Source organism: Blastococcus sp. LR1, from assembly GCF_020166105.1.
In the GTDB taxonomy this organism is placed as follows: domain Bacteria; phylum Actinomycetota; class Actinomycetes; order Mycobacteriales; family Geodermatophilaceae; genus Blastococcus.
Genome location: NZ_JAIUJY010000006.1, coordinates 235614 through 261029, shown reverse-complemented (window position 1 = coordinate 261029; position 25416 = coordinate 235614). Strand labels below are relative to the sequence as shown.

Here is a 25416-nt window from a genome sequence, read left to right as displayed (position 1 = left end):
CGGTTCACGGGTGCAGGTCGGTCACCAGCGCGAGGAACGGCTCGGCCACCGACGGCGCGACGGCCATCGTCATCGGCTCCCCCACCGGAGCTCCGCGCAGACCGCTCACCACGGCACCTGCCTCCGCGGCGATCAGCGCTCCCGCCGCGAGGTCCCAGGCGTTGAGCCCCAGCTCGTAGTAGGCGTCGACCCGTCCCGCAGCGAGCGCGCAGAGGTCGAGCGCCGCGCTGCCGAACCGCCGGATGTCGCGCACCTGCGGCAGCAGCTCGGCGACGACCCGCCCCTGTGCCCTCCGCTCCTCCGACCGGTAGCCGAAACCGGTCGCCACGAGCGTCCGGTCCAGCGACGGCGGTGTCCCGACCCGGAGCCGGCGCTCGGGGCGACCGGGGGCGGACAACCACGCGCCGCCGCCGGTCGTCGCCGTGAAGAGCTCACCGGTCGCCGGGTTGAGGACCACGCCCGCGCGCACCGAGCCGTGCACCTCGGCCGCGATCGAGACCCCGTAGGAAGGGATGTCGTAGAGGAAGTTCGTGGTGCCGTCGATCGGGTCGATGATCCAGCGCACGCCGCTGGTGCCGGCCCGGGCAGCGCCTTCCTCCCCGAGCACGCCGTCGTCCGGACGGGCGTCGAGCAGCCGGCGGACGAGCAGCTCCTCGCTGGCGGCGTCGACGGCGGTGACGACGTCGACCGGACTGGACTTGGTCGCCACGTGCTCACCGGCGCCCTCCCGGCCGCGGGACACCAGGTCGGCAGCCTCCCGCGCGGCCGCGACCGCCAGTGCGAGCAGCGCAGCCGGATCCGGCTCGACGGGGGTGGTCACGACCCGATCCTGCCTCAGGCCCCGTCGCAGGGACCCGCCACGAGCCTGCGAGGGGTGGGGGGCGACGGGGTCCTTACGCTGTCGGCGTGCAGGGCTTCGGAGTGGACATCGGCGGCAGCGGCATCAAGGGGTGCCTGGTCGACCTGGACGAGGGACGGCTCGTCGGCGAGCGGATGCGGATCGAGACGCCGCAGCCGTCCACTCCCGACTCCGTGTACGGCGTGGTCGCCACGATCGTCGAGTCCTTCGGCTGGAACGGACAGGTCGGCGTCACCTTCCCCGGCGTGATGAAGGCCGGGGTGGCGCACACCGCCGCCAACGTGGACAAGAGCTGGATCGGCACCGACGTCGACGCCGGCCTGGAGCAGCGCATCCCCGGGTCCGTGCAGACGCTGAACGACGCCGACGCCGCCGGTCTGGCCGAGATGCGCTACGGCGCCGGCCGGGGCCGCGACGGCGTCGTGCTCATGCTCACCTTCGGCACCGGCATCGGCAGCGCCCTCTTCGTGGACGGACGCCTGGTGCCGAACACCGAGTTCGGTCACATCCAGGTCGACGGCGAGGACGGCGAACGACGCGCGTCGGCGGCCGCCCGCGAGCGCGAGGAGCTCAGCTACCCCGAGTGGGCCGGACGGGTGGACCGCTACCTCGACGTGCTCGAGGCCGGCCTGTGGTGCGACCTCATCATCGTGGGTGGCGGGGTGAGCAAGAAGGCCCACAAGTGGGTGCCGCTGCTCAGTACGCGGACCCCCGTCGTCCCGGCCGAGCTGCAGAACGACGCCGGGATCGTCGGCGCGGCCCTGGCTGCCGTGGAACGACTGGCCCCCTGAACAAGCCCTCCTCACCCGCCCGGGTCAGACCCGACCGCCCCGTCGGAGCGAGGGTCTCGTATCCGGGGCGATGGTTTCGCCAGGAAACGCCGTTACAATGGTGAAGCCCCAGCCCGCCGCCCTTCCAGCCGGGAGGGATCCCCTGCCCCGATCGCGGCCAAACGCCGTGTCGGTCCGCCGGGTCCTCCCCCGCCCGGGGCACTGGCCGGAGCCGCTGCCCGCGGACCACACGGTCCCCCGGGGAACGAACCCAGTACGGGAAGGAACCTGAGTGCCCGCCGACCAGCCAGCACCGGAAGCAGCCGCCGCGAGCACCAGCCCGCGCGCCAGGACGGCCGCGACCGGTACCCGTGCCAAGAAGACGGCCGCTGAGCCGACTTCCGCCCGGAAGAAGGCCCCGGCCACCACCGCCGCCGCCGCCAAGGCGCCGGCCAAGAGCCGCACCAAGCCGGCCATCGCTCCCTCCCCGGGCGCCGGCGAGGGCACCGTCCTCACCGCCGTCGCGACCGACGGTTCTGCCGTCGCCGTCGTCACCGCCGGCAAGGAGGGCCTGAAGCTGGACGAGACGGTCGTCTCGGGCACCGACGGCCCCGAGGCCGAGGCCCCCGCGGCCGAGGAGGCCGCCTCCGGCGACTTCGAGTGGGACGAGGAGGAGGAGTCCGAGGCGCTCCGGCAGGCCCGCAAGGACGCCGAGCTCACCGCCTCCGCCGACTCCGTCCGCGCCTACCTCAAGCAGATCGGCAAGGTCGCGCTCCTCAACGCCGAGGAGGAGGTCGACCTCGCCAAGCGGATCGAGGCCGGTCTCTACGGCTCCGAGCGCCTCCGCCAAGTCGAGGAGGAGAACCAGAAGCTGTCCCCGCAGATGCGGCGTGACCTCAACTGGATCGTCCGCGACGGCGAGCGCGCCAAGAACCACCTGCTCGAGGCCAACCTGCGTCTCGTCGTCTCCCTCGCCAAGCGCTACACCGGCCGCGGCATGGCCTTCCTGGACCTCATCCAGGAGGGCAACCTCGGTCTGATCCGCGCGGTCGAGAAGTTCGACTACACCAAGGGCTACAAGTTCTCGACCTACGCGACGTGGTGGATCCGCCAGGCCATCACCCGCGCGATGGCCGACCAGGCGCGCACCATCCGCATCCCGGTGCACATGGTCGAGGTCATCAACAAGCTCGGCCGCATACAGCGTGAGCTGCTCCAGGACCTGGGCCGCGAGCCCACGCCCGAGGAGCTCGCCAAGGAGATGGACATCACCCCGGACAAGGTGCTGGAGATCCAGCAGTACGCCCGGGAGCCCATCAGCCTCGACCAGACCATCGGTGACGAGGGCGACAGCCAGCTCGGTGACTTCATCGAGGACTCCGAGGCCGTCGTGGCCGTCGACGCGGTGAGCTTCACGCTCATGCAGGACCAGCTGACCAGCGTCCTGCAGACGCTGTCGGAGCGGGAGGCCGGCGTCGTCCGGCTGCGGTTCGGCCTCACCGACGGTCAGCCCCGCACGCTCGACGAGATCGGGCAGGTCTACGGGGTCACCCGTGAGCGGATCCGCCAGATCGAGTCGAAGACGATGTCCAAGCTGCGGCACCCCAGCCGTTCCCAGGTCCTCCGGGACTACCTCGACTGACGTCCTCCGGACGTCACCGCGGCCAGGTGCCGTCCCCCACATGCGCTGAGCCGCTGCTTCGCCCCTGCGCGGACCCCTCCGGGGCCCACTCGGGACGAACGCGGCGCTCACGTCCGGGGGACGCGCCTGGCCGTGGTGCTTCTCCGGACATCCCCCTTACGGGGCAGCACATGGTGTCGGTTGGGTGACGAGCGGTGTACTCCGACACCTGTCGGGTAGACGGCGTAGCGTGGGAGAGGCAAGGACAGCAGAGGACCGACGGTCGTTCCGGTCTCCCACCCGGGGCTCCGATGACGACCAGTACGTGCACCACCCGTAAGACACCAGGACGTCCCCTGCTGGACCCGACCGGCGCACCACCGGTCACGGACTCATCTCTTTCGGCGAGTCCGCGACCAACACCTCCGGATCGGGAACACGAGGGGCCATCCTGGCGCTGTGCAGGAGGCCGATCCGCAGCCGCGGGTCCGTGCGGTTAGAGAGCGAGTGATGACCAGATGACCCAGACGCTGACGACGACCCCCGCCGCCGACGACCTGGTCGTGCCCTTCCACTGCGACCGTTGTGGCGCCCTGGCCAAGGTCCGTGTCGTGCTCGCCAGCGGTAGCGACCTCGTGTTCTGCGGGCACCACGCCCGTGAGTACGAGAGCAAGCTTCGTGACATCGCTGTCGACATCATCGACACGGATGGCGAGCAGCACGTGACCGCGTGAGAGAGGCGATATCGTCGCGCCCGCGATGACTGCCTCACCTGACGACGCCGCCGCGTCCGACACCCCGCCTCGTGCGGGTGTCGGGCCGGCGGCTCCGTCGTCTCCGGGGACCCCCGGCACGGCGCGACCGGAGGAATCCCCCATGTCCCAGCAGTACCCGTCCTCGGACGAGACGGTGCGCATGCCGGCCGACGGCGGCACCGCCCGCTCGGCGCCGGCGGTGCCCTCCCAGGGCTTCGGCGACGAGCCCGACGACACCCGTCCGGTGAGTCGTGACTGGCAGCGGGGCGCGCCGGAGACCGCTCCGAGCGACCCCGCGGAACCCGCCACCGAGCCGCCCGCCAGCGAGCCGGCCTCCACCGCTTCCCAGCCCGCCGCCCCTGCCGCTCCCCCCGCAGCAGCCGTCGAGGCCGGGGACACCCAGCGGATCGATCTCACCGACGACGAGGACGAGCGGACCACCGCCATCCCGCCCGTCGCCGACGAGTCCGACGTCCCCACCTACGCCCCGCGGCCCTCGAAGGACGCCCCCACCGGACCGCGCGGCCCCTGGTGGCGACGCCCGGCCGTCCTGGTCCCGGCCGGCGCCGTGGCCGTCCTGGCCGTCGCCTACGGCGTGGACCTGCTGGCCACCTCGGGTGAGATCCCCCGGTCCACCGTCGTCGCCGGTGTCGACCTCGGCGGCCTCTCCCCCGCGCGGGCCGCCGACGTGCTCGACGAGCAGCTCGCTCCCCGCGTGGTGACCGACCGCCCCATTGCGGCCGCCGACGTCGACGGCACCTTCTCCCCCACGGCCGCCGGCATCGCCCTCGACGTCCCGGGCACCCTGGATGTCGCCGACGACCAGCCGCTGAACCCCTGGGTCCGGCTGACCACCCTGTTCTCCGACCGCGAGGTCGACCCGGTCCTCGACATCGACCGCACGGCTCTGGACGCGCAGCTGGAGACCATCGCCGCGACCGTCGACCGGGCACCCAGCGACGCCACGATCCTCGTCGAGGGCACCACCCCCCGGGTGGTGGAGCCGGCGGAGGGCCGGACCCTCGACCGCGACGCCGCCGAGGGCGCCCTCGTCTCGGCGCTGTCCTCCGACACGGCGGTCGACGCACGGGTGGAGCTGCCCGTCGACGTGGAGCCGTTCGCGGTCGGCACCGACGAGGCGCAGAGCGTCCTCGACGAGACGGTGCTGCCGGCCCTGTCCGCCCCCGTGACCGTCACCGGCACCGGCACCGGCGCCGGCGCCTCCGCGGAGGTCTCGGTCGCCGCGATCGCCGCGTCCCTGACCTTCACCCCCTCCGACGACGGCGAGCTGCAGGTAGGCCTGGACCCGGTGAAGCTGCAGGAGACGCTGGGCGACGAGCTCGGCGTGTTCGGCGTCCCGGCCAAGGATGCCGACTTCGAGGTCTCCGGTGGCGCCGTGCGGGTCGTGCCGTCCCAGGACGGCACCGGGATCGACCCCGCTCACCTCGTCGAACAGCTGCTGCCCGTGCTGACCGACCCCGCGCCGCGTTCGGTGACCGCCGAGCTGGGCCCTGTGCCGGCGGAGTTCACCACCGAGGAAGCCGAGGCCCTGGGCATCCGCGAGGAGATCAGCAGCTTCACCACGAACATCAGCAACCCGCGGAGCGGCGAGAACATCCGCGTGGTCGCCGAGGAGGTGGACGGCGCCCTGGTCATGCCGGGCGAGACGTTCAGCCTCAACACATTCACCGGCCCGCGCGGCACGGCGCAGGGGTACGTGCCGGCGACGGTCATCAGCGGCGGCGAGCTGGGCACGGCGGTCGGCGGCGGAATCAGCCAGTTCGCCACCACGATGTTCAACGCGGTGTTCTTCGCCGGACTCGAGGACGTCTTCCACAAGCCGCACAGCTTCTACATCAGCCGCTATCCAGCCGGCCGCGAGGCCACGGTGTACGAGGGCGCCATCGATCTGCAGTGGCGCAACGACAGCGACACCGGCGTCTTCGTCGACACGCGGTGGACGCCCGGATCGATCACCGTGACCCTCTACGGCACCCGGCGCTTCGAGATCGAGTCGGTCAGCTCGGCTCGCACGAACCCTCGCCAGCCGGCCGTGCAGGAGAAGGTGGACACCGGCGACTGCATCCCCCAGTCCGGCGTCCCCGGCTTCGACATCACCGTCACGCGGATCTTCCGGGACCTGAACTCGGGCGCGGAGATCAGGCGGGAGAGCTTCAACACCCGCTACGCGGCCGAGGCCGTCATCCGGTGCATCGCACCGCCGGCGGAGGCTCCGCCCGCCCCCGACGGCACGGTGCCCCCCGGCCCGCCGTCGCCGGGCGGTCGCCGTCCCGCCCGTCCCCGGAACGCGTGACCGGAGCGGACATCCGTCCGCCTGGGGCGACTCCGACCAGCACCGCAGCGGCGGCGACGTGCACACTGTCGTCGTGAGCGCCGTCCTGCCCAGCGGCCCCGTCGCACCTCCCGGGACGGACGCCGCCCCGGCCGAGGAGGCGGTGGAGGACGGCGGAGCCACGCGCGCCGATCCTCCGGCGCCGTCCCGGCAGCCCCGCTGGCCGGAGCTCGTGCGCGTGCCGTTCCAGGTGCTCGGGCAGGCCATCGCGAAGGCGTGGCAGGACCGCATCCTGGGGCTCTCGGCGGAGGCGGCCTTCTGGCAGATCCTGTCGATCCCGCCGCTGCTGATCGGCCTGCTCGGCTCCCTGGGTTACCTGGGCGACGTCATCGGCGCCGACTCCGTCCGCCGCATCGAGGACCAGCTGCTCGACGCCTCCGCCGAGGCGCTGACCCCCGGCGTCGTCGACTCCCTCGTGGCGCCCACCCTGGCCGACATCCTCGGCTCGGGACGGCTGGACGTCGTCAGCGTCGGCTTCCTGATCGCCCTGTGGGCGGGCTCCTCGGCCACCGCCACGTTCATGAACACCATCGTCATCGCCTACGACCAGCGGGACGTCCGCGGACCCATCCGCACCCGGCTCAAGGCGCTCTGGCTGTTCATCGTCGGCATGGTCATGGCGGTGCTGACGCTGCCGTTGCTGGTGCTCGGCCGCGAGGTGCTGGTCGCCCTCGCCCCGCCGAACTGGCGCATGACCGCAGGCATGCTGATCGACGCCGTGTACTGGCCGACGGTGCTCGTCGGGCTACTGCTGGCCCTGACCAGCTTCTTCCACGTGGTGCTGCCGCACCGGCTGCCGTGGCGCCGCCACCTGCCGGGCGCGTTCCTCAGCCTCGGGTTCTTCCTCGTCGCTGCACTGCTGCTGCGCGCCTACATCGGCGACATCCTCACCACGGCGCTGCCCTACGGCGCGCTCGCGGCCCCGATCGGCGCCCTGCTGTTCTGCTTCTTCTTCGGCATGGCGGTGCTGCTCGGGGCCGAGCTGAACACCACGATCCAGAAGCGGTGGCCCGCACCGCTGCGGCGACACGACCGCCGCCGGCGGGCGCGGCGGGCGGCCAAGCTCGAGGACGAGGCCCGCCGACTGGGCCTGAGGGACTGAGTCGCGGCCCCGCTGCAGGGGCCCGCCGCGAGCTGGCGAGCGGTGGGGGGCAGCGGGGTCCTTCTACTTCTTGAGCTGGTTGTAGACCTCTTTGCACGCCGGGCAGACCGGGCTGCCCGGCTTCGGGGTCTTCGTGACGGGAAAGACCTCGCCGCACAGCGCCTCGACCATGGTGCCCATGACGGCGCTCTCGGCGATCTTGTTCTTCCGGACGTAGTGGAAGACCTCGTTGGCGTTGCCGGTGTCGGCGTCGCGGACGTCCGGGCGCTCGAGGATGTCGCTGCTGCTCATGCGGGCTCCCTGCTCGACGGTCGTGTCGTGCGGGCTGATCCGCGACGGCTGTCGTGGAGCTCCCGCACCCGCCGTCCATGATGACAGGACGCCGTCCCCGGAGCCGCGCTCCGGGTCGACGTCGACCGGGAGCAGGTCAGACGTCGATAATCCGCGACGACCGTGACGGGTTCTCGAGGACCCGGTCCGGCGGTGGCGTGTAGCCCCGCATCTCGGTCTTCTTCTTCGGGGGCCGGTCGTTGGCCATCATGACCGCCACCCACGGCAGGACCGTTCCCAGGATCACGAAGATGATCATCAGCCACACGACCTTGTAGAACACGGCGGCCAGGATCAGGGCGATGGTGCGGGTGAGCATCGTGATCGCGTAGCGCCGCTTCCGGGCCGCGTGCTGATCGGTCTGGCTCGGCTGGGCCTCGGTGATGACCACCGGCTCCGGCCTGCGCGACCGCGGGGACTGCTGGCTCGAGGCCACGGGCACCTTCTCTCCGCCGGCCGGGTCGCTCGGGGCGCTCCCGGACCGGCCCCATGGTGCCACCGGATCGCCGGGGGGCGGCGGGACGCCCGGTTCAGCCGGCCGGAGCCTCGCGAGCGGCCTTGGCGGCCTGCTTCTGCTCCTGCTTGAACGCCCGCACCTCGGCGAGGGACTCGGGCCCGGTGATGTCGGCGACCGAGCGCCGCGAGCCCTCGGCGCCGTAGTCGCCGGCGGCCTCGCGCCAACCGGCCGGGGTGACGCCGTACTGCTTGCCGAGCAGCGCCAGGAAGATCTTCGACTTCTGCGCGCCGAAGCCCGGCAGGGCGTTGAGCCGCTTCAGCAGGGTCTTCCCGTCCGGCCCGTCGGCCCACAGTCCGGTCACCTGACCCTCGTACTGCTCGACGAGCGCCCGGCAGACCTCCTGGGCGCGCCCGGCCATCGAGCCCGGGTAGCGGTGCAGGGCGGGCGGCCCCTGGAAGACGCCGACCAGCTCCTCGGGATCCATCGCCGCGATCGTCTCTGCCGACAGCGTGTCCACGCCGAGCCGGTCGGCGAGCAGCCGCGGGGCGCCGAAGGCGCGCTCCATCGGGAACTGCTGGTCCAGCAGCATCCCGATCAGCAGGGCCAGCGGGTCGCGGCCGAGCAGCTCGTCGGCGGCAGGTTCCTGGGCGATGGTGACGGTCGGCACGGCGACGATCCTGCCGCACCGCTCCGTTACGCAGACCGGCCCCCGACCGCGGAGGCGGTCGGGGGCCGGTCGGGAGAGCGAGCGATCAGCGACGGACGTCGACCGTCACCGTGTCGGTCGCGGTGACCGGGGCGCCGAAGCTGTCGGTCGTCGTCAGCGTGCAGGTGAAGCGGGCGGTGCCGACCGTGGTGGGCGTGCCCTCCACCGCGACGACGCCGTACTGCCCGGCGGTGTAGTTCCGCTTGGCCGCCTTCTGCAGCGACGCCGGATCCGCCTTCAGCGCCATCGGGCTGCCGCTGGTCTGCGCGCAGCTGTAGGCCAACGAGCTGCCGAGCACCGTGCCGGAGCCGGCATTGCCGAAGTTCGCCATCAGCTTCACCGGCTTGCCGACCTTGGCCTGGACGACCGGCCCGTGGTTGACGTCCTGCACCAGCTTCGTCGTGGTGGCCGGCGGGGTGACCACCACGTCGAAGGCCACCGGGTTCGACGTGTTCCCGGCCGAGTCGGTCGCGGTGCAGCTGACCTTCGTGGTGCCGATCGGGAACTGCGACCCCGACGGCGGCGTGCAGACCGGGGTCACGGCGCCGTCCCGGGTGTCACCAGCGATGACGGTGTAGGAGACCTTCGCTCCGTTCACGCTCGTCGAGGACACCCGCACGGGGTCCTTGCCGGCGATCCGCGGAGCCAACTGGTCGGCCGGGCGCGGAGCGAGCTTCGACGGGTCGACGATGCCCCAGTACGCCGGGGTCACCTGCAGGTCGTCGTCGAAGGGCAGCGGCGCCTCCCACGGGCGGGCCGCCGGCCACGTCCGCAGCCAGCTGCGGGCGTTGCTGATCCCCCAGAAGGTCACCGACTCGACGGAGTCCGAGTGCGTGCGCAGCATGTCGAACAGGTCGCGGTAGTAGTACCCGTTCTCCGTCTCCGACTCCGCCTGGTTCGCCATGCCCGGGCGGTGCTGCGGGGTGTTCGGGCCGCTGATGTCGGCACCGTTGTTCTCCGCCGAGGTGCTGATGTCGAGCTCGGTGATCACCTGCAGCAGCGTGGGGTCGAGCTTCTCCACGGCGGTCAGCGAGTCGTCGAGCCACTCGATGGGCCGGGCGAAGTCCATGTGCACCTGGTGGCCCACGCCGTCGATCGGCACGTCCCGCTGCTGGAGGGCCTTGATCAGCGAGAGGTAGTCCGCCCGCTTCTCCGGCATCTCGGAGTTGTAGTCGTTGATGAACAGCTGGGCCTGCGGGAAGTACTCGTCGGCGAAGCGGAAGGCGTCGTCGACGAAGCGCTCACCCAGCACCTGGAACCAGCGACTGTCGCGCATGTCGTGCGGATTGGCGTTGTCGCTGTCGTTGATGACCTCGTTGACCACGTCCCACGCCCAGATCGGGCTGTTCCCGTTGGGGTAGCGGGCGTTCACGTGGTCGGCGATCGCCTTGATGTGCGCCTCCATGCGGGCGCGCAGCAGGGCCTGGTCGGCGGGGCTGTTCGTCAGGTCGCGGGTGCCGTCCTTGAAGAACCAGGCCGGGGTCTGCGAGTGCCAGGCGAGCACGTGCCCGTAGACCTGCACGCCGGTCGCGTCCGCGTAGTCGAGCAGGCGGTCGAGGTTGGTGAAGTTGAAGGTCCCCTCGGTCGGCTGGACGACCTCCGGCTTGCCGTCGTTCTCGGGGGTGAAGGCGTTGAAGTGCTTCTGCAGCAGCTGCGACGCCCGGCCGACGGTCTCGCGGGAGTCGATCGCCACCCCCACGTGCTCGAAGCCGTCCTCACCCAGGACGGTCTTGAGGGCCGGGACGTCCTGGATCGGCGTCTCCTTGAACTCCGCGATCGAGACGTCGTCGATGAGGAAGCTGACGTTCGCGGTCCCCTCGACGTAGAGCTGAGCCTTGTCGATCGGTGCGCCGAGGGTGTACCGGCCGGTGATCCTGGTCCACGCGCTGTCGGTCACGACGGCGCTGGCCCCCGCCACGTTGTCGTACCCGGTGGCGGTGCCGGTGCGGTCGCGCTGGATCGACGCCTGGATCGAGGCCGAGGCGGCCGTCTGGCCGGGAGCCAGCTTCGCCCAGAAGGAGATCTGCGTGGCCTTGCCGATCGCGAGGCTCTTGGTGACGTCGAGCGTCGGGCCCTGCCAGCTCTGCAGCCGGTTGGTGGACAGCAGGCTCGTGGTGCCGCCGTGAGCGTCGGACGTCGTGGTCGCGACCTTGGCGTCGCCACGCGGGCCCCAGCCCTGCACCCCGTTCTCGAAGTCGCTCGTGACCGGCTGGATGGTCCCGGGCTGAGCCGGGGCGGACGCCTCGCCGACGATCTTCACGTCGTCGACGAAGAAGCTCTGAGTGGCGTCGGGGCTCTCGAGGTAGAGCTCGAGGCCGCTGTTCGCGGTCGCGTGCGTGTAGGTGCCACTCACCTTGGTCCAGGCGCTGTCGCTGACGGCCACCTGCCAGGCCACGGTGTCATAGGCCGTCGAGCCACCGCTCGGCGTGCGGGCCGCGCTCATGGTCACCTGGTCGCTGCCGGAGCCGGCAGGCAGGCGCACCCAGGCTTCGACGTCGTAGGTCCCGGCAGGCATGACTGACAGGGCGTTCAGCCCCGGGCCCTCCCAGTTCTGGGTGCGACCGGTGACGGCGAGGCTCTGCGCCCCGGTACGGGCGACCCCCGCCGTGGCGGCGACCTTCGCGCTGCCGCGGCCGTACCAGCCATCGGTGCCGCTCTCGAAACTCGTCTCGTGGACGGTGGCCGGAGCAGCCACCGCGACGGGTGCCGCGAACGCCACCACCCCGGTGGTCATGCCGAGGACGAGTCCCCCGGCGGCCAGACGACGACCTGACATGTGAACCCCTCGCGAACGCTCGGAGGCGAGACCGTGACCTCGCCGTGACGCAACCGAGAGGAGTGAACGGCCTCACAATCTGTTACGTCAACGATTTCCATGGTTTTCGAAACTCATGCAGCCAACCGGTCCTGGCCGGCGGGGAGCCCGACACGTCGACCCACGGGAGAATGCCCTGGTGCGCGCCGTGATCAGTCGAGTCAGTACAGCCGCTGTAACCGTTGGCGGGGAGGTCGTCGGCGAGATCGGACCCGGGTTGCTGTCACTGGTGGGAGTCGGTCATCACGACGACGTCACCTCGGCGCGCGCCCTGGCCCGGAAGATCCACGAGCTGCGGATCTTCCCCGGGGAGGAGGGCCAGGTGTCGGCCTCGGACCTGGGGCTGCCGGTGCTCGTGGTCAGCCAGTTCACGCTTTACGCCGACACGCGCAAGGGCCGCCGCCCGTCGTGGCAGGACGCCGCGCCCGGGGAGGTCGCCGAGCCGCTGGTCGACGAGGTCGTTACCGAGCTGCGGCGACGGGGTGCGACGGTCGCCACAGGACGCTTCGGCGCGGACATGAGCGTCGCGTCGGTCAACGAGGGCCCGATGACGCTGCTGCTGGAGGTCTGAGCCGACAGGTCCGTGAGCATCGCAGCGAGGAGCGGAGCGGGCCGCGGGAGCGAGGCGATGGGCACGTGACCTCGCAGAACGTGCTCCTACGAATTACATGTCTGGGAGTCGTGATCGCCGGGTATCTCTGGGTGACCGAAGACACTCCCTGCCGGTTTGCTGTGAAGCCCGGGTTCCTGGAACACCAGGCCCCCTGATGACCGTTGTGCAGGGCGTACCACACCGGACAGAGAAGGGCGGGACCGGCCGGTGACCCCGGAGCCGATCCCCCGCCGAACGCCTGGATGACCTTCCGTCGCCCACCGATGCCCGGCGGATGCATCCGAATCCAAGGCAAGGACGAAGACCCATCGTGACGCTGCTGCAGTCTTCCCCCACCGACACGCTCGACGTGCGCGCCCCGCGCCGCGAGCCCGACGCGAGCGGTCTGGTCTCCACCGACCTCGTGCGCGTCTACCTGAACACCATCGGCAAGACCGCGCTGCTCACCGCCGAGCAGGAGGTGGAGCTGGCCAAGCGGATCGAGGCCGGTCTCTACGCCGAGCGCCTGATCGGCGAGAAGAAGGACCTCACCGCCGCCAGGAAGCGCGACTACAAGATCCTGGCCACCGACGGGAAGGCCGCGAAGGCCCACCTGCTCGAGGCCAACCTCCGCCTCGTCGTCTCGGTGGCCAAGCGCTACACCGGGCACGGCATGACGTTCCTGGACCTCATCCAGGAGGGGAACGTCGGCCTGATCCGTGCCGTCGAGAAGTTCGACTACACCAAGGGCTTCAAGTTCTCGACCTACGCGACCTGGTGGATCCGTCAGGCGATCACCCGCGCCATGGCGGACTCGGGCCGCACGATCCGGCTGCCCGTCCACCTGGCCGAGCAGGTCAACAAGGTCGTGCGCACCCGCCGGCGGATGCACCAGGAGCTCGAGCGCGAGCCCACCGCCGAGGAGCTGGGGCTGGAGCTCGACCTCCCCGAGGCTCGGATCTCCGAGCTGCTCGAGTACAGCCGTGACCTGGTCAGCCTGGACCAGACCGTCGGCGCCGACGAGGAGTCCCGCCTCGGTGACTTCATCGAGGACGCCGATGCCGCGGTGGCCGAGGACGCGGTGGCCTTCCAGATGATGAAGGGCGACGTCCGGCACGTGCTGGAGACGCTCGAGGAGCGGGAGCGCGACGTCGTCATCCTCCGCTTCGGCCTGGACGGCGGTCAGCCCCGCACGCTGGAGCAGATCGGCAAGCAGTTCGGTCTCTCCCGCGAGCGGGTGCGCCAGATCGAGCGCGAGACGATGGCCAAGCTGCGTGACCCGCAGCGCGCCGACGCCCTGCGCGACTATCTCGCCTGAAGAAACACCCCTGCCCCCCGCCACTCGCACGCTCGCGGCGGACCTGCAGGGGGCCGAGAGCCCGCCACCACCAGGTGGCGGGCTCTCGTCGTCTCACACCGGCGAGCGCATCCGGCGAGGTCCGGGGTCCACCCGGGCGGTCGGGGGTCCGACCACCGCCGAGCCGCCGGCGACGACCAGCGACCGGCCGCCGTGCCACGGATTCTGCGGCCCCACGATCACCGGCTCCAGCGTCAGGCGCAGCACTTCGGGGAGGTCGTCGGCCAGGCGGGCCACCCGGAGCAGCAGGTCCTCCAGTGCGGCGGTGTCGACCGGCTCCGATCCTCGCCACCCGTCGAGCAGGGGCCAGGCTCGCGGCGCCCGCACCAGCTCGGCGGCGTCCAGGTCGGTGAGCGGCAGCGTCCGGAAGGCGCGATCGCCCAGCAGCTCGGTCGCCACTCCCCCGACGCCGAAGCTCACCAGGGCGCCGAACGACGGGTCGTCCACGATCTCGACGACCGTGGCCACACCGGGCGACGCCATCTCCTGCACGATCACCGGGTCACCGGACGGGATCGCCCCGAACGCGGCCCGGACCGCCTCGGCGTCGACCAGGTCCAGCCGGACGCCGCCGAGGTCGGAGCGGTGCCGCAGCCAGGGGGCGGTCGACTTCAGCACCACCGGGTAGCCGATCTGCTCCGCGGCGGCCACCGCGGCCTCGGCGTCGGTGACGGTCCGGGTGCCCAGGAGCGGCACGCCATAGGCGCCCAGCAGGCCCAGCAGCTCGACGTCGGTCAGCTCGCGCCCGGACGGAGCCTCCGCGAGGGCGCCACGGACGATCGCCTGCGCCGCCGCCTCGTCGACGTCGGGGAGCTCCGGCAGCTCGCCGACCGGCCGGCGCCGCCAGCGCGCGTACTCCGCCGCCTTGGCCAGGGCGATCACGGCCCGCTCGGGAGTGCTGTACGACGGCACCGAGCCGCGGGCAGGCATCCCGTGCTCGTCGGGGACGCTGAGCTCCGGCGGGATGCCTTCGGTGGAGAGGAAGCTCGCCACGATCGGCTTCGTCGAGTTCCTCGACACCTCGCGCAGCGCCGGCCCGTAGTCGTGCGAGCCGGACTTCAGCGGCGGCAGGTGGACGGCGACGACCGCGTCGACGCGGTCGTCGTCGACGGCAGCCTGCAGCGCCGCCCGGAACTCCTCGGGCGTGCCCTGGACACCGATGTCGACCGGCGCCTCGTGGGCCAGCTGCAGCCCCTCCTCCAGGACCGCGTCGGTGACCAGCACCCCGATCGCCGTGGAGTTGCCGACCACCGCCACCCGGTCACCCGCGGGCAGCGGCTGGTGGGCCAGCAGCGTGCCGACGTCGAACATCTGCGCCACCGTCTCGACGCGGATGACGCCCGCGGAGGAGAACAGCGCGGCCACCGACTGCTCGGGGACCGCGACCGACGTGCCGGCCAGCCCGGGTGCGACGCCGACGTGCCGGCCGCTCTTCACCGCGATCACCGGCTTGGTGCGGCCGACGGTGCGGGCGAGCCGGGCGAACTTGCGCGGGTTCCCGAAGCTCTCCAGGTGCAGCAGCACGACCTCGGTGCCCGGGTCGGTGGCCCAGTACTGGAGCAGGTCGTTGCCGCTGACGTCGGCACGGTTGCCCGCGGAGACGAAGGTGGACAGACCGATGCCGCGGCTGCGGGCCCGCTCCAGCAGGGCGATGCCGAGGGCGCCGGACTGGGCGAAGAAGCCGACCCGGCCGCGCCCGGGCACCATCGGCGCGAGGCTGGCGTTGAGCCGCACCTCGGGGTCGGTGTTCACGATGCCCAGGCAGTTCGGGCCGACGACGCGCATGCCCGACGCCCGGGCGGCCGCCACCAGCGCCCGCTCGGCGGCGCGGCCCTCGGGACCGGCCTCGCCGAAGCCGCCGGAGACCACCACGAGCCCGCGGACCCGCTTGCGCCGGCAGGCCTCGACCACGCGGGCCACCTCGTCGGCGGGCACCGCCAGCATCGCCAGGTCGACGTCGTCGGGGATCGACTCGATGTCGGCGTAGGCCGGAACGCCGCGGACGTGCCGGGCGCCGGGGTTGACCGGGTAGATCGGCCCGGCGAACCCGTAGTCGAGCAGGTGCCGGAGAAGCGCGTTGCCGATCTTGTCCGGGTCGTTGCTCGCCCCGACCACGGCGACCGACGACGGCGTGAGCAGCCGGCCGATCGAGCGGGACTCGCTGCGCTGCTCCCGCTCGTAGGTGACGGCGAGCGCGTCCTCGGTCTGCTCGATCGGGAAGGTCAGGTGGACGACGCCGTCCTCGTAGGACCGCTCGGCCTTGTACCCGGCGTCGCGGAAGACCCGCACCATCTTGCTGTTCTGGGCCAGGACCTCGGCGACGAAGCGGCGGATGCCCCGCTCCCGGCCGGCCGCGGCGAGGTGCTCGAGCAGCACCGAGCCCAGGCCGCGGCCCTGGTGGGCGTCCTCGACGAGGAAGGCGACCTCGGCGTCGTCGGTGCCGGGGTACCGGTCGTAGCGGCCGACCGCGATGAGCTGGTCGCCCAACAGCACGACGAAGGCGACGCGCTTGTCGTGGTCGACGTGGGTGAACCGGTGCAGGTCCTTGTCCGAGAGCCGCTTCATCGGCCCGAAGAACCGGTAGTAGCGGGTCTGGTCGCTGCTGCGGTCCATCAGCCCGGTCAGCGCTTCGGCGTCGTCGGGGCAGATCGGCCGCAGGTGCACGGTCCCGCCGTCGGCGGCGACGATGTCGGCCTCCCACCCCGGCGGCGGCGTGGGGGCGTCATCGGCGGGCGGAGTGGTCTGTTCAGTCACGGGGGTCGTCCGGGTCCAGGCCGAAGTAGGGGAAGGCGGCGCGGCGGGTGCGCATGATCGCCCGGTCCACGCGGGACTCGGTGAAGGTGTCCCAGCGCGAGAAGCCGGTGTAGCCGCCCTCGGTCATGTGCGTGGGCGGCCGGGTGCGCAGGCCGCGGCGGACGACGTCGTCGCGCCACGACTCGGGGATCTCGGTCGCGGGATCGAGCGGGGTGCCGCTGACCTCGGCGAGCAGATGGGTCCAGGCCCGCGGCACGCACCGCACCAGCCCGTAGCCGCCGCCGCCGAGGGCGATCCACCGGCCGTCGCAGAGCTGGTGGGCGAGCTCGTGCATGGCCTTGTAGCTCGCCCGCTGGCCGTCGACGGTGAGGGCGAGATCGGCGAGCGGGTCCTCGTGGTGGGCGTCGCAGCCGCACTGCGTGACGATGATCTGCGGCTCGAAGGCCTTCAGCACGCTCGGCACCACGGCGGTGAACGCGCGCAGCCAGGCGGAGTCGTCGGTGCCGTTGGGCAGCGCCAGGTTCACCGCGCTGCCCAGCGCCTTGTCGGGGTCGCCGGTCTCCTCCGGATAGCCGGTGCCCGGCCACAGGGTGAGCGGCGTCTGGTGGATGCTCACCGTGAGCACCCGGGGGTCCTCGTAGAACGCGGTCTGCACGCCGTCGCCGTGGTGCACGTCGAGATCGACGTAGGCGATCCGCTCGTAGCCCTGGCCGAGCAGCCAGGCGATCGCGACGGCGGCGTCGTTGAACACGCAGAAGCCTGACGCCGCCCCCTTCATCGCGTGGTGCAGCCCGCCGGAGATGTTGACCGCGTGCTGCGCGGCTCCGCTGTGCACCTGCTGCGCGGCGAGCACGCTGCCGCCGGTGATCAGCGCCGCGGCGTCGTACATGCCGTCGAAGATCGGGTTGTCCGAGGTGCCCAGCCCGTGGCCCACGGTGGGGTCGGAGGGCGCGCGGCGGACCGCCTCCAGGTACGCGGGGTCGTGGACCAGCGTCAGCAGGTCGGTGTCGGCCGGCGTCGGGGTCATGACGCGCAGCCGGTCGCTGGCGAGCACGCCCAGGCTGTCGGCCAGCCGCATGGTCAGGTCCAGACGGACCGGGTGCAGCGGGTGGTCACCGCCCATCGTGTAGCCCAGCAGCGCGTCGTCCCAGACGACGCTGATCGAGTCGCTCACGGGCCCCCTCCCCTGCCGGCGCCCCGTCGCGCCCGCTCGGGGCCGGACGCTACCGGGTCGTCGATGGCGCCGCGGGTCGCCGAGACCACTCTGCGAGGGCGCGGTCACAGGCCTTCGGCCCCGTAGACTGTCCGCCGACACGGAGGAGTGCGAGTGAACGACCTCATCGACACCACGGAGATGTACCTCCGGACCATCTTCGAGCTGGAGGAGGAGGGGATCACCCCCCTCCGCGCCCGCATCGCCGAGCGCCTCCACCAGAGCGGCCCCACGGTCAGCCAGACGGTCGCCCGCATGGAGCGCGACGGTCTGCTCACCGTGGAGGGCGACCGCCACCTCCAGCTCTCCGAGGAGGGCCGCCAGGTGGCCACCGCCGTCATGCGCAAGCACCGCCTCGCCGAGTGCCTGCTGGTGGACGTGATCGGCCTGGACTACGCCGACGTCCACGAGGAGGCCTGCCGCTGGGAGCACGTGATGAGCGAGGCGGTCGAGCGCCGCCTGCTGTCGCTGCTCGGCAATCCCACGGTGTCCCCGTTCGGGAACCCGATCCCCGGCCTCGAAGCGCTGCGCGGCGAGGAGCCGCTGGGCGGCGAGACCTCCGCCGTCCTCGACTCCCTGACCCTGCTGTCGACGACGGCCAGCGCGGAGGGCCGGCCCGTGGTGGTCCGGCGGATCAGCGAGCAGCTGCAGGAGAACGCCGAGCTGCTGCGCGCCCTCGCCGACCACGGCGTGCGCCCGGGGGTCACGATGACCGCCCAGCTGGTGGAGGGCTCGGTCAGCCTGGACGGCTACGTGCTGCCCGTCGGCGTGGCCCAGCACATGTTCGTGAGCGCGGTCGACGACGAGCTGACCCCGCTCGAGGCCGCTCCGCTGCTCTGATCGCGGGGGCCGGGGCGTGGGCGCTACGGAGCAGGGACCGGACGACGACGGCGCTCCCCGCGCCGCCGACGTCCTCACCGCGGAGCTGCGTCCGCGGCCGGGCGGGCGGCCTGCGCACCTGGCCCGCGTGGCCGGCGCCTTCCTGAACGAGCTCTTCTGGCAGCTGCTGCCCGCACCCTCGGTGCACGACGTGGTGGTGACCGCGCGGGACGACGGCGCCGAGGTGCTCCGCGTGCCGGCCGGCGAGCCGATGCTGGCCGGTGACCTGCTGGCCGCCGTACGGGCGGAGCTGAACCGGTCGACCGTCGAGGAGTTCCTAAGGTCGTGGCGGGGCCGCTGACCCGCTGCTCCCGGGCGGGCACCGGCACGGCTCATTACGGTGGGCGCGTCCCCCTCCCCCGTGAGAGAAGGCCCCGGTGAGCTCGTCCGCGCCTGCACCCGCCGACCCGTCCCCGGAGCCGGCGCCCAGCCCGTTCCACCGGCTGGCCGAGTTCGTCGCGATCCCGCGGATCGGTGCGCTCGCGCTCTCGCCCACCGGGCGGCTGGCCGTCTCGCTGGTCACCCTGGACCGCGACGGCAAGAAGTGGCAGTCCGCGCTGTGGGAGCTGGACGCCGACGGGCAGCGCCCCGCCCGGCGGCTGACCCGTAGCGCTCCCGGTGAGTCCTCCCCCGCCTGGGCCCCGGACGGCTCGCTGCTGTTCACGTCGGCCCGGCCCGACCCGGGTGCCGCGCCCGCCGAGGAACCGAAGCCCGCGCTGTGGCGGCTCCCGGCCGACGGCGGCGAGGCGCGGCCGGTGATCGCCCGGCCGGGCGGGATCGGCTCGTTCGCCGTGGCCTCCGACAGCGGTGACGTGGTCGTCGTCTCCTCGACCCTGCCCGGCGGCGCCGAGCCCGCCGCCGACGAGGAGCGACGCAAGGCGCGAGCCGACGCCGGGGTGACGGCGATCCTGCACGAGGCCTATCCGGTGCGGTACTGGGACCACGACCTGGGACCCGCGGCGCCGCACGTCTTCTGGGCCGGGCAGCTGCCCGCCGAGGAGGACCCGGCACGACCGGCCGCTGTCGAGCTCCGCGACCTGACCCCGGAAGCGCTGCCGCCGAACGGCGCCGGGGACGACCTCGCGCTCTCCCCCGACGGGGGCCTCCTCGCCCGCGCGGACGACGTGCCGGACGGCCCCGCCGGCCGCCGCAGCCGCCTGGTCGTCACCGACACGGCGACCGGCGAGACCCGCGTGCTCGTCGACGACCCGCTGGCCGACGTGTACGCAGCCGCCTTCTCCCCCGACGGCAGCCGGCTGGTGTGCGTGCGGGAGTCGATGTCGACCTACGCCGAGCCGCCGGACTACACCCTGCTGCTGGTCGACGTCGCCGACGGCACCGCGTGCGAGCTCACGCCGGACTTCGACCGGTGGCCCAGCGCGCCGCAGTTCGCCGCCGACGGGACCGCCGTCTACTTCCTCGCCGACGAGGAGGGCCGGCACGCGCTGTTCCGGGTGGAGCTCGACGGCGGAGCGCCGGTGCGGCTGACCGGCGACGGCGCCTACAGCCATCTGCAGGTCGCCCGGGACGGCAGTGCCCTGTTCGCGCTGCGCTCGGCGTACGACTCGCCGGCGGTCCCCGTCCGGCTGGACCCGACCGCGCCGATGCAGGACCCGGCCCCGCTGCCCAGCCCGGCGACGGTCACGGAGCTGCCCGGCACCCTCCAGGAGCTCACGACTCCCGCGGCGGACGGCGCGCAGGTGCAGTCCTGGCTGGTGCTTCCCGAGGGCGCGTCGGCCGAGAACCCGGCTCCGCTGGTGCTGTGGGTCCACGGCGGCCCGCTGATGAGCTGGAACTCCTGGTCCTGGCGGTGGTGCCCCTGGGTGCTCGCGGCACGGGGATACGCGGTGCTGCTGCCCAACCCCGCCCTCTCCCAGGGCTTCGGGCTGGACTTCGTGCGCCGCGGCTGGGGCGAGTGGGGCGAGGCGCCCTACACCGACCTGATGGCTGCGGTGGACGCGGCCGAGCAGCGCCCGGAGATCGACGAGACCCGCACCGCCGCCATGGGTGGCTCCTTCGGCGGCTACATGGCCAACTGGATCGCCACCCAGACCGACCGCTTCAAGGCGATCGTCACCCACGCCAGCCTCTGGAACCTGGAGGGCTTCCTCGGCACCACCGACGCGGCCTACTACTGGGAGAAGGAGTGGGGCGACCCGCTCACCGACCCGAAGCGCTACGAGCAGAACTCGCCGCACCGCTTCGCCGATGCGATCCGCACGCCGATGCTGGTCATCCACGGCGACAAGGACTACCGAGTGCCGATCGGCGAGGGCCTGGCGCTCTGGTACGCCCTGCAGAAGCGCGGGGTGCCGTCGAAGTTCCTGTACTTCCCCGACGAGAACCACTGGGTGCTCACGCCCGGGAACAGCCAGGTCTGGTACGAGGCGGTGCTGGCCTTCCTGGCCGAGCACGTCCTGGGCGAGGAGTGGCAGCGGCCGGCGCTCCTCTGACGCCGTCACCGGATCAGCCGCGGCCGACGGCCTGCGCGACCAGTTCCCGGAGGTCGCCCGGCGTCAGACATGCGTCCAGGCCCCGGCGCAGCAGCCGGGCGAGGCCGTGGTCGGGGTCGCTGTCCAGTGCGATGTCCAGCGCCACGTTGGCCGTTGCGCCATCACCACGGAGCCAGACGCTGACGGCCAGGAGGGTCGCCGGCGCGGCATCCAGCGGCGTCACTCCCCGGCGGGTGCACTCGGTCCAGAGCATCTCTGCGGCGACCGCGTCGTTCCCGAGGGCGAGGGAGAGCGCCCGGTCGCGCACCTGGATGTGCCGCAGCGCCCAGAGGACGCCGGCGAGTTCGTCGTCGGACAGCGGCGCCTGCTCCGGCCGGCAGCGGGCGACCGCCGCGACCACCGCCGTCCAGCACTCGTCCTCCACCCCGGCCCAGCCGACGTCACGAGCACGCGCGGCCCGCTCGGCTGCCACCCGGAGACAGGCCGCTCGCATGCCCTCGTGCGCGCCCGGCGGTGCATTCAGCCGGGCCGCCAGCTCCGACCGGTCGCGCGCGAGGACCTGCCCCGTGGTGACCGCGGCGGCCGCCAGCGCGCTCACCCCTCCGGGCACCGGGGTGCCGGCGCCGGGCAGGCAGCACGCGTGCGGGCAGTCGTAGGACCACCACCGCCCGCCGCGCACGAGCAGGACGTCGCGGACCGGCACGTCGGCCGCGGCGAGGCTCACGACGAGGGCGTGGACCACCGACCGGTGCGGCAGGGCCGCCTCGGCCCAGAGGTCGTCGTCCGGGAACTCCTCGTCCCAGGCCCACGGGTCGACCACGTCGGGCTCCTCCGAGACGACCACCACCAGCGCGGCGGCGGGCCGGTCGGTCCGCAGGCTCCGTGTCAGCACCGCGGCGGCGGGCTCGGCGTCGTGCGGCGCGGGCAGGTCCGCGCGCACGGTCAGCCCCACCCGTCCTCCGGAGGGCCCGCCCAGCCCGACGAGCACCACCGACTCCCGTGGGTGGAAGCCCAGCAGGTGCGGCAGCGCTGCGGCGATCTCACCGGGGTCGGAGAGCCGCACCTCGGGGCGGTCGGCGGTCGGGGGCGCGGTCGGGGTGTCCATGCGCCGACCCTGTGCGCGCGGCGCCCCGGACGGGGCGCTCCGCAGTGATCTGTGGACGCTCCGTCCCCCTGTGGAGAAGCGGGTCAGCCCAGCGCGTCGGCCTGCGTCTCGTAGGCCTGCTCGAGGAGCGCGGTGAAGGCGGCCGGGTCGGCGCTCCCGCCCGGCTGCGCGGGGTCGGCGACGATCGTGATCAGCAGGAGCAGCCGGTCGCCGTCCTCCACCGCCCCGACCAGCGTGGGGAGCGACGTCTGCGTGCCGTCGGGTCCGGTGACGACCACCGCGTAGCGCAGCAGGGCCGCGCCGTCACCCAGGTCGTCGACCGGCAGGTTCTCGAACGTGAGGGCGGCCTGGCCGAGGCCCGGGATGCTGATCTGCGCCTGCGGGCACCGCTCGGCGGCCTGCACCAGCTGGGGAACGACGTCCTCGAGCGGGCCGCCGCGGACGAGCATCTCGACGGTCGTCACCGCCCCGAGGCTGGCGCTCTGCGCCGCGACGTCCTCGAAGGCCTCCAGGTCCGGCTGGGTCCCCTCGACGGCGGCCCGGCACTCCTCCGGCTGGATGTCGGCCCCCTCGGCCGCCGCGGCGAGCCCCCCGGCCTGGCCCAACTGCTCGGGCGAGATCGCGACGACGGTGGAGTCGGGCCCGAAGGCGTCGGCCGGCAGGAGTCCGGAGGCGAGGTCGGACTCCGCCGCCTCCTCGGGAGTCTCCTCCGCCGAGGACGACGCGGCCGGAGCCGGCGCGTCCTCCTCCGAGCCGCTGCAGCCGACGAGCAGGGCGGTGGAGATCAGCCCGGCGGCGAGCAGCCCGGGGACGCGGTGCGCAGTCGACATGCCGAGAACGCTAACCGCGCTCGGCGGCGCGCGCTCAGACCTCGAACTGCACCGCGCTCCGGGCGGCCAGGATCGGCCGGACGTGCTCGGCGATGACCGCCTGGTGCACGGGATCCTGGGCGTAGCGGCGGAAGGCCTCCACGTCGGGGAACTCGGCGACCAGCACCGCGTCGGCGTTGCCGTCGGTCAGGCCGGCGTCCTCGCCCACGACCAGAGAGGTCATGCCCCCGACGTCCTCGCGCAGCTTCCGCAGCGCGGTGAGGGTGGCCGCCCGCCGGTCGGCGTCGGCGTCCGGGGACCAGGTGAAGACCACGACGTGACGGATCATGTCCCCCACCCTGCCAGCCCCGACCGGGTGGCACCGCCCGGCTGGCGTCGGTCCCCCGCACCGGGCTGGCTAGAGTCCGCTGCCATGGGACGGTCGTTGCGCATCGCACTCCTGTCCTATCGGAGCAAGCCGCACGGCGGCGGCCAGGGCGTCTACGTCCGCAATCTCTCCCGTGAGCTGAGGGAGCTCGGCCACCGCGTCGAGGTGCTCAGCGGCCAGCCCTATCCGGAGCTGGACGACGGCGTGCCGCTCACCGCCGTGCCGAGCCTGGACCTGTACCGCGAGCCCGATCCCTTCCGCACGCCGCGGCCGTCGGAGTTCCGCGACTGGGTGGACGTCGCCGAGTGGGCCACGATGTGCACCGCCGGCTTCCCCGAACCGCTGACCTTCAGCCTCCGCGCCGCCCGCCACCTCCTCCCCCGCCGCGCCGAGTTCGACGTCATCCACGACAACCAGTCGCTGGGCTACGGGCTGCTGCGCCTGACGAGGGCCGGCATCCCGACGGTCGCCACCGTGCACCACCCGATCGCGATCGACCGCGAGCTGGAGCTGGCTGCCGCCCCCACGCTCCGCAAGAGGCTCACCCTGCGCCGCTGGTACGCCTTCACCGGCATGCAGGCGCGGGTGGTGCAGCAGCTGGACGGCGTCACCACCGTCTCGGAGAACTCCCGCCGCGACATCACCACGCACATGGGACTGCCCCCCGAGCGCATGCAGGTCATCCCGGTCGGCATCGACCCCGACCGGCTGACCCCGCCGCCGGCCGACCAGCCGCGCGAGACCGACTCGATCCTGGCGATCACCAGCGCCGACGTCCCGCTCAAGGGGCTGGTGCACCTGCTGGAGGCGCTGGCCAAGCTGCGCACCGAGCGGCAGGTGCGGCTCACCGTCGTCGGCACGGCGCGGCCAGGCGGCCCGGCGCAGGCCGCACTCGAGCGGCTGGGCCTGCGCGACGCCGTCCGGTTCACCGGCCCCGTGCCCGAGGACGAGCTCGTGTCCCTGATCCAGCGAGCCACCGTCATGGCCATCCCGTCGCTGTACGAGGGCTTCTCGCTCCCCGCGATCGAGGCCATGGCCTGCGCGACCCCGCTGGTCACCACCGACGCCGGCGCGCTGCCCGAGGTGGTCGGCACCAAGGCCGGGCTCCGGGTCAAGGCCGGTGACGTCGGCGAGCTGACCGCCGCGCTCCAGCTGGTGCTCGACTCGCCGTCACTGGCCGAGCAGCTGGGCCGTGCCGGGCGCCGGCGGGTCCTGGAGATGTTCACCTGGCGGGCCACGGCCGAGCGCACCGCCGACTGGTACGCGGAAACCCTCGAGCGGAAGGGGCGGCCTTGCTGACCGTCGATTACGACCTGCTGGACCTCCGGCCCGGCATGACCGTCCTCGACCTGGGCTGTGGCGAGGGCCGGCACGCCTTCGAGGCCTACCGCCGCGGCGGCCGCATCGTCGCCGTCGACTGGGGGCAGTCGGAGGTCGAGACGACGAAGCGCTGGCTCGGCGCGATCGCGGAGGCCGGCGAGGCCCCCGACGGTGCGCAGTACGAGGTGGTCCGCGGCGACCTGCTGCACCTGCCCTTCCCCGATGCCAGCGTCGACCGCGTCATGGCCTCAGAGGTGCTCGAGCACATCCCCGACGACGCGACCGCGATGCGCGAGATCTTCCGCGTGCTCAAGCCCGGCGGCCGGGCCGTGGTGACCGTGCCCCGGTACGGCCCCGAGCGGGTGTGCTGGGCGCTGTCGGACGAGTACCACGCCAACGAGGGCGGGCACATCCGCATCTACCGCGGCGACGTGCTGCGCGCGCGGCTGGCCACCGCCGGCCTCACGCCGGGGAAGAGCCACCACGCGCACGCGCTGCACGCGCCGTTCTGGTGGCTGAAGTGCGCCGTCGGCGTGGAGAAGGACTCGGCGCTGGTGCGCGCCTACCACCGGCTCCTGGTCTGGGACCTCACCACCCGTCCGCTGGTGACCCGCCTCGCGGAGAAGGTGCTCGACCCGCTGATCGGCAAGAGCTTCGTCGTCTACGCCGACAAGCCCGCCGGGCCGGCGGAGGACCTCCGGACGGAGGCGTTCGGCGTCGCCGAGGCGCGGGAGCGGTCCACTGCAGCCGGCTGACCGGTCGGCGCTCCTCCCGGAGC

General features: G+C 72.9%; 22 protein-coding genes. 12 read left to right on the top strand and 10 right to left on the bottom strand.

What is annotated here, in order from left to right; all coding sequences use genetic code 11:
• Positions 1 to 4: 4 nt before the first annotated feature.
• Positions 5 to 820 carry an inositol monophosphatase family protein gene (locus tag LBW97_RS18125; RefSeq protein ID WP_224500761.1) on the bottom strand — a complete coding sequence of 272 codons (816 nt, stop codon included), beginning with the start codon at positions 818 to 820 and terminating at the stop codon, positions 5 to 7.
• Between the two features lie 86 nt (positions 821 to 906).
• Here LBW97_RS18125 and ppgK point away from each other — a divergent pair, with 86 nt between their 5' ends.
• The 5 genes from ppgK (at position 907) to LBW97_RS18100 (ending at position 7460) form a co-directional block, all read left to right on the top strand.
• The gene (ppgK, locus tag LBW97_RS18120; protein WP_224500760.1) at positions 907 to 1650 is read left to right on the top strand and encodes a polyphosphate--glucose phosphotransferase; all 744 of its coding nucleotides are present in this window, start codon (positions 907 to 909) and stop codon (positions 1648 to 1650) included.
• A 271-nt stretch (positions 1651 to 1921) separates the two neighbouring features.
• Positions 1922 to 3271, top strand: coding sequence for an RNA polymerase sigma factor (locus LBW97_RS18115; RefSeq protein WP_224500759.1), 1350 nt, complete (start codon positions 1922 to 1924; stop codon positions 3269 to 3271).
• Between the two features lie 497 nt (positions 3272 to 3768).
• Positions 3769 to 3984: a hypothetical protein gene (locus tag LBW97_RS18110; RefSeq protein ID WP_224500758.1), complete on the top strand. Its 216-nt coding sequence runs from the start codon at positions 3769 to 3771 to the stop codon at positions 3982 to 3984.
• A gap of 142 nt (positions 3985 to 4126) precedes the next feature.
• The gene (locus LBW97_RS18105) at positions 4127 to 6319 is read left to right on the top strand and encodes a VanW family protein (RefSeq protein WP_224500757.1); all 2193 of its coding nucleotides are present in this window, start codon (positions 4127 to 4129) and stop codon (positions 6317 to 6319) included.
• 73 nt (positions 6320 to 6392) lie between these two features.
• Entirely contained in the window at positions 6393 to 7460 is a 1068-nt protein-coding gene (locus tag LBW97_RS18100; RefSeq protein WP_224500756.1) for a YihY/virulence factor BrkB family protein, read from the top strand.
• Positions 7461 to 7523: 63 nt separating this feature from the next.
• Here LBW97_RS18100 and LBW97_RS18095 read toward each other — a convergent pair whose 3' ends face one another.
• The 4 genes from LBW97_RS18095 to LBW97_RS18080 all read right to left on the bottom strand — a co-directional run bounded on the left by LBW97_RS18095 (position 7524) and on the right by LBW97_RS18080 (position 11729).
• Positions 7524 to 7751 (bottom strand): DUF3039 domain-containing protein, encoded by a 228-nt coding sequence (locus LBW97_RS18095; protein ID WP_224500755.1) that lies wholly within the window; start codon positions 7749 to 7751, stop codon positions 7524 to 7526.
• A 136-nt stretch (positions 7752 to 7887) separates the two neighbouring features.
• Positions 7888 to 8226 (bottom strand): DUF3099 domain-containing protein, encoded by a 339-nt coding sequence (locus LBW97_RS18090; RefSeq protein ID WP_224500754.1) that lies wholly within the window; start codon positions 8224 to 8226, stop codon positions 7888 to 7890.
• 94 nt (positions 8227 to 8320) lie between these two features.
• The gene (locus tag LBW97_RS18085; protein ID WP_224500753.1) at positions 8321 to 8914 is read right to left on the bottom strand and encodes an HhH-GPD-type base excision DNA repair protein; all 594 of its coding nucleotides are present in this window, start codon (positions 8912 to 8914) and stop codon (positions 8321 to 8323) included.
• A gap of 85 nt (positions 8915 to 8999) precedes the next feature.
• Positions 9000 to 11729 (bottom strand): endo-1,4-beta-xylanase, encoded by a 2730-nt coding sequence (locus tag LBW97_RS18080; protein ID WP_224500752.1) that lies wholly within the window; start codon positions 11727 to 11729, stop codon positions 9000 to 9002.
• 178 nt (positions 11730 to 11907) lie between these two features.
• Here LBW97_RS18080 and dtd point away from each other — a divergent pair, with 178 nt between their 5' ends.
• Both dtd and sigB read left to right on the top strand, forming a co-directional pair.
• A complete protein-coding gene (gene dtd, locus LBW97_RS18075; protein WP_224500751.1) occupies positions 11908 to 12339 on the top strand; it encodes a D-aminoacyl-tRNA deacylase in 432 nt (143 codons plus the stop codon).
• A gap of 352 nt (positions 12340 to 12691) precedes the next feature.
• Complete coding sequence (gene sigB / locus LBW97_RS18070; protein WP_308010507.1) at positions 12692 to 13678, top strand: RNA polymerase sigma factor SigB; 987 nt, start codon at positions 12692 to 12694, stop codon at positions 13676 to 13678.
• Positions 13679 to 13771: 93 nt separating this feature from the next.
• Here sigB and LBW97_RS18065 read toward each other — a convergent pair whose 3' ends face one another.
• Both LBW97_RS18065 and LBW97_RS18060 read right to left on the bottom strand, forming a co-directional pair.
• Complete coding sequence (locus LBW97_RS18065; RefSeq protein ID WP_224500750.1) at positions 13772 to 16471, bottom strand: bifunctional GNAT family N-acetyltransferase/acetate--CoA ligase family protein; 2700 nt, start codon at positions 16469 to 16471, stop codon at positions 13772 to 13774.
• Complete coding sequence (locus tag LBW97_RS18060; protein WP_224500749.1) at positions 16464 to 17645, bottom strand: acetoin utilization protein AcuC; 1182 nt, start codon at positions 17643 to 17645, stop codon at positions 16464 to 16466. The genes LBW97_RS18065 and LBW97_RS18060 overlap by 8 nt, the downstream gene beginning before the upstream one ends.
• A 153-nt stretch (positions 17646 to 17798) precedes the next feature.
• Between LBW97_RS18060 and LBW97_RS18055 the strand changes: the two genes are divergently transcribed.
• The 3 genes from LBW97_RS18055 (at position 17799) to LBW97_RS18045 (ending at position 21016) form a co-directional block, all read left to right on the top strand.
• Positions 17799 to 18524, top strand: a complete 726-nt coding sequence (locus LBW97_RS18055; protein WP_224500748.1) for a metal-dependent transcriptional regulator — start codon at positions 17799 to 17801, stop codon at positions 18522 to 18524.
• A gap of 16 nt (positions 18525 to 18540) precedes the next feature.
• The gene (locus tag LBW97_RS18050; RefSeq protein ID WP_224500747.1) at positions 18541 to 18864 is read left to right on the top strand and encodes a hypothetical protein; all 324 of its coding nucleotides are present in this window, start codon (positions 18541 to 18543) and stop codon (positions 18862 to 18864) included.
• A gap of 76 nt (positions 18865 to 18940) precedes the next feature.
• Positions 18941 to 21016: a S9 family peptidase gene (locus LBW97_RS18045; RefSeq protein WP_224500746.1), complete on the top strand. Its 2076-nt coding sequence runs from the start codon at positions 18941 to 18943 to the stop codon at positions 21014 to 21016.
• 13 nt (positions 21017 to 21029) lie between these two features.
• Here LBW97_RS18045 and LBW97_RS18040 read toward each other — a convergent pair whose 3' ends face one another.
• From LBW97_RS18040 to LBW97_RS18030, 3 genes are all read right to left on the bottom strand, one after another.
• Positions 21030 to 22121 carry a DUF4192 domain-containing protein gene (locus tag LBW97_RS18040; protein ID WP_224500745.1) on the bottom strand — a complete coding sequence of 364 codons (1092 nt, stop codon included), beginning with the start codon at positions 22119 to 22121 and terminating at the stop codon, positions 21030 to 21032.
• A gap of 83 nt (positions 22122 to 22204) precedes the next feature.
• Positions 22205 to 22951 carry a hypothetical protein gene (locus LBW97_RS18035; RefSeq protein ID WP_224500744.1) on the bottom strand — a complete coding sequence of 249 codons (747 nt, stop codon included), beginning with the start codon at positions 22949 to 22951 and terminating at the stop codon, positions 22205 to 22207.
• Positions 22952 to 22985: 34 nt separating this feature from the next.
• Positions 22986 to 23279, bottom strand: a complete 294-nt coding sequence (locus LBW97_RS18030; protein WP_224500743.1) for a Dabb family protein — start codon at positions 23277 to 23279, stop codon at positions 22986 to 22988.
• Between the two features lie 84 nt (positions 23280 to 23363).
• Between LBW97_RS18030 and LBW97_RS18025 the strand changes: the two genes are divergently transcribed.
• Together LBW97_RS18025 and LBW97_RS18020 are read left to right on the top strand one after the other, a co-directional pair.
• Positions 23364 to 24617: a glycosyltransferase family 4 protein gene (locus tag LBW97_RS18025; protein WP_224500742.1), complete on the top strand. Its 1254-nt coding sequence runs from the start codon at positions 23364 to 23366 to the stop codon at positions 24615 to 24617.
• A complete protein-coding gene (locus LBW97_RS18020) occupies positions 24611 to 25393 on the top strand; it encodes a class I SAM-dependent methyltransferase (RefSeq protein WP_224500741.1) in 783 nt (260 codons plus the stop codon). The genes LBW97_RS18025 and LBW97_RS18020 overlap by 7 nt, the downstream gene beginning before the upstream one ends.
• Positions 25394 to 25416: the final 23 nt, after the last annotated feature.